The sequence below is a fragment of the Rhizobacter sp. P3_B12 genome, assembly GCF_056402895.1.
Genome location: NZ_JBFUGN010000653.1, coordinates 1 through 3,522, shown reverse-complemented (window position 1 = coordinate 3,522; position 3,522 = coordinate 1). Strand labels below are relative to the sequence as shown.

Here is a 3,522-nt window from a genome sequence, read left to right as displayed (position 1 = left end):
CATGTACAGCCTGTTCGCGCTGGCCAACCTCATGATCGCCAAGAGGCCGCTGCTCAGGCCTGCAGGGGTCAGTGCGCCCTGAAGGTTAAGACGAGCTCGCCAATCATTCGAAATCCACGCAAACGTGCGCTCGCCGCGGTGCAATGCATTCGCAGAGAAGCTGTCGGCTCCAGACATTGAATTGATCAGCTCATCCCTAGAAGGAACTGCTCCTGGACATCGCGCGGCCGCCAGGTCARGATTGCCATGAAGACGCAACGTTCGAGATCACTGAGGAGATCGTGTGCTCGACCTGTCCCACGAAAAATTGGGCTTGGCACAACATGCGATCGTCCTCGCGAGCTGAACCCGCCACGCTTGACTTGGATGGAAGCCGTGTAGTCAGCGCCCGCGCCCTGGCCGGACATGCGCTTTCTGGAAGAGGCATTCATGCCATCGCCCGCTTTCGACCACCGGCATGCGGCTCTGGAGAACGCAAGGCAGGGTTGTCCTGCGGCTTGTTGACCAATGATGCTAGGAACACCATCAGCTCACCATTGCTCTCCGCCAACTGAAACTCGCCACCGTTCTGCTCAAAAGCCAGCCGCAGTTGCGACCGCTTTGCTGATCTCTTGGAAGTCACGATGAAGAGCTGCGAGCACAGCCGATCGAGATGCCACTTGCTCATGGCTGCCCTCGATTCAGGCGGCGTTCATAGACGTCTGAGCAGATGACGGATCCTGTTAGGCGATCGGTCACGAGGACCACGTTTAGTACCGCGTGATCCATCAGACATACGCAGAAGGGCCGGATGAACTCCTCTTGCGAATGAATGTCTCTCGCTGGTAGCTTCTTGAGGGCTTGTACTTCCTGTGAATGGGACTTTTTCTTGGCAAAAGTGGTCCATGGCGCCCCTACAGGCACCATCGATTTCTTGGCTGACATGGTTTCCCCGCTTTCGGGCCGAGCGAATTCCTCGCGTCGACGCGAATCTACAAAATGAGACTAAGCGGGGATTGACTACACGCGAATGCGCGATAGGATTGCTATTGTGTCAACGCCTTGGTCCCCGCCGGGTGTGCATAGAATGCCTGCGAGCTGCAACTCGTGGGCATTCGTCTTTATGGCGGTCGTTTAATCCGTAGAACGATCTCATAGATCCTCCTTGATGCCCAACGCAACTGCGATGCGGTGCGATTCGCCCCGGTAGCACTTTCGCTCCCCGGCCAGAACCGCATAGACGAGCTTGATTTCAAAGTCGTTTTCCTTTGCCCAATTTGCGATGGTGATGCCGCGGCTGCGAAAATCGCCTCGGGCTTCTTGAAAAGTTTTTAATACCTTGGTTTCTTTTTTCATGACGAGATCCCTCACGCTCCTTCGTCCACGAATCAACAGCAAGAGAAACAAGATCTCGTTGAGAATCGATTCTGTAGATTTCAGTGGAGAAGTCAAACGGTTGTTTCGAGTTACACGGAGTCTTGTAGACTCCAGTGGTGTATTGAATATATAGAAAACCATCAAATAAATCTCCATTTCTCTGTGTTCACCTCTGCGTGCGGCGCGAATAGCAGCAGCAAATGAGATATCAACTACGCGACGGTATGTGAACGTTGCAAAAATGCGACTCCTACAAGTCAAGCCGCCGCTGTGGCGAGAGGTAGGCCACGCCAGTCGGCAGGTTGGCCTCGATCCAAGACTTGTCATTGAGCTGCAACCACCTCACGTGCGGACCGCACTTCTGGAAGTAGTCGCTGCGCAGTGCATTCGGATCTGCCTCGCGGAACGCGAGCACGGCGAGGCGTGATTCGGCCTTTCGACGCGCCAACTTGGCCTCGCGCCACATCTCATGCAGAGCCTTGTCACGGCGTACCCAGCGCTCCGCCTCATCCCTAGTCATGTCGCAGGCCTTGCAGGCGTCAGCCAAGAAGTGGTGGAAGCGCAGCGCCTCGTAGAGGCGCTGGGGAGCTCGGCTGCGTCGCGCAGCTGGAATGCCGGTCAGGCCGTGCACCGTCACACGGCCTGCGGCTTCCGCGTACTCCGCATCCAAGGAAACCGAGTCGCATGGGCCGGACGAACTAAGCAAGATGGCCCACTTCGTTGGATGCGTGGCGCGCCGGTCAACAAGGACCTCTCGGATCCAGCGCGCGTCGTGCGGCAGGCTCGCAAAATGTGCAGCGCCTGTGGCGACAAGCCTGAGGACTCGCAGTTCGTTGAATCGATTGAGGTCCGCGGAGGTTGTTGTGATGTCGGTGATTGCAAACCCAGTTTGGGCGAGGCGACTGCGGACCAGCACGCCTAAGGCAGGTACAGAGAGCGTTGTCTTGGAGCTGAGCCAGACCACGGCCCGCGCCAAGTTCAACAAAATGGTCAAGCTTTCCTTCGACAGGTCATGCGAACGGCGTGTGGATGCCGGCTCGCTGGGCAATGCCCATTCATTCGAACCAGCGCGGAGATCGAGCGACGCAAGCGGCGCGCTATGCCTCAGGCAAGCCCACATCCCGGGCCACTGTTGCTCATTGYGCCAGACTGGAACGCCCTTCCTCAGGTCCTCATCCAGGCAGTCCCGGCAATGCCGCAGAAAGATCCGGTTCGGCAGCGCGTTCCACCTCATCCCGGGCGCCTGTTGCACGCCCTTCATCGGCGCTAGAGTCGACTGACGCAAGACCTTGTCTTGCCAGCCCCGATCGGTGAACGGCCAGACAGCAGCCAGCACCGTGCGCTGCCTCAAGAGCTCCAGCGAGGGGCGAATTGCGCCGCCGCTCACCTGCTCAAGATGACCGAGGCCGACCGGAAAGTCGTGGAGGCTCGACGCGCGGCGGTGTCCCAAGAGCTCGACAGCGGTGGACTTGCTGTCTGACCTACCTGATAGACGGTGATAGCGGGCGCAGATTGAGAACAACGTCTCAGTTTCGGATGCTGGGCTTGGCAATCTGAGCTCTAGCACTCGTGTTCGATCGAGGTCCATCGAGCGTCTCCAGGCTGTTGGGAGGAATGCGTCATGCGCTTCATTGCGGAGTGGTTGGACGAGGCTGGGCTAAGCCCTTGTTTTCACAAGGCCCGGATTGCGGAGTGACTTGTTTGTGTGTGGAGTCGATTGATCGACATAGCGCGAGCGGGTGCGTGCCGCGCTGCAGAACAGCGGCCTGGCCTTCCCGCACAACAAGCGCATCACCGTGAACCTGGCGCCGGCCGACCTGCCGAAGGAGTCGGGCCGCTTCGACCTGCCGATCGCGCTCGGCATCGTCGCGGCGCAGGGCGGGCTCGACCTGCAACGCCTCGCGCGCTTCGAGTTCGCCGGCGAGKTGTCGCTCGCCGGCGACCTGCGGCCGGTGCGCGGCGCGCTGGCGATGGCGCTCGCGCTGCAGACACAGGGCACGCCCGCGCGCGCGCTGGTGCTGCCGGCGGCGAATGCCGAAGAGGCCGCGCTGGTCCCAGGCATCGAGAYCCACGGCGCCCGGCACCTGCTCGAGCTGGTGCAGGCGCTGCGCCCGGACGACCCCGACGACGCCACGCCGCGCGAGCCGCTGCCGCGCGCGCTGCCAC

The 3,522-nt window shown here is 60.1% G+C and carries 3 protein-coding genes and 1 pseudogene; 1 reads left to right on the top strand and 3 read right to left on the bottom strand.

Annotated elements, in window-relative coordinates; all coding sequences use genetic code 11:
• Window positions 1–427: 427 nt before the first annotated feature.
• The 3 genes from AC1D01_RS25540 to AC1D01_RS25530 all read right to left on the bottom strand — a co-directional run bounded on the left by AC1D01_RS25540 (window position 428) and on the right by AC1D01_RS25530 (window position 2,944).
• A complete protein-coding gene (locus AC1D01_RS25540) occupies window positions 428–667 on the bottom strand; it encodes a hypothetical protein (RefSeq protein ID WP_457334903.1) in 240 nt (79 codons plus the stop codon).
• A 464-nt stretch (window positions 668–1,131) separates the two neighbouring features.
• On the bottom strand, window positions 1,132–1,335 hold the full coding sequence (locus AC1D01_RS25535; RefSeq protein ID WP_457334905.1) for a DNA-binding protein: 204 nt from the start codon (window positions 1,333–1,335) through the stop codon (window positions 1,132–1,134).
• A 271-nt stretch (window positions 1,336–1,606) separates the two neighbouring features.
• Entirely contained in the window at window positions 1,607–2,944 is a 1,338-nt protein-coding gene (locus AC1D01_RS25530) for a TniQ family protein (protein ID WP_477871341.1), read from the bottom strand.
• A 142-nt stretch (window positions 2,945–3,086) separates the two neighbouring features.
• On the opposite strand from AC1D01_RS25530, the pseudogene AC1D01_RS25525 reads away from it, so the two are divergent.
• Window positions 3,087–3,522: pseudogene (locus AC1D01_RS25525) on the top strand (magnesium chelatase domain-containing protein); the annotation flags it as partial.

Coding starts and splice junctions, on each gene's coding strand:
- AC1D01_RS25535 (WP_457334905.1), bottom strand. CDS start 1,335: ATGAAAAAAGAAACCAAGGTATTAAAAACTTTTCAAGAAGCCCGAGGC.
- AC1D01_RS25540 (WP_457334903.1), bottom strand. CDS start 667: ATGAGCAAGTGGCATCTCGATCGGCTGTGCTCGCAGCTCTTCATCGTG.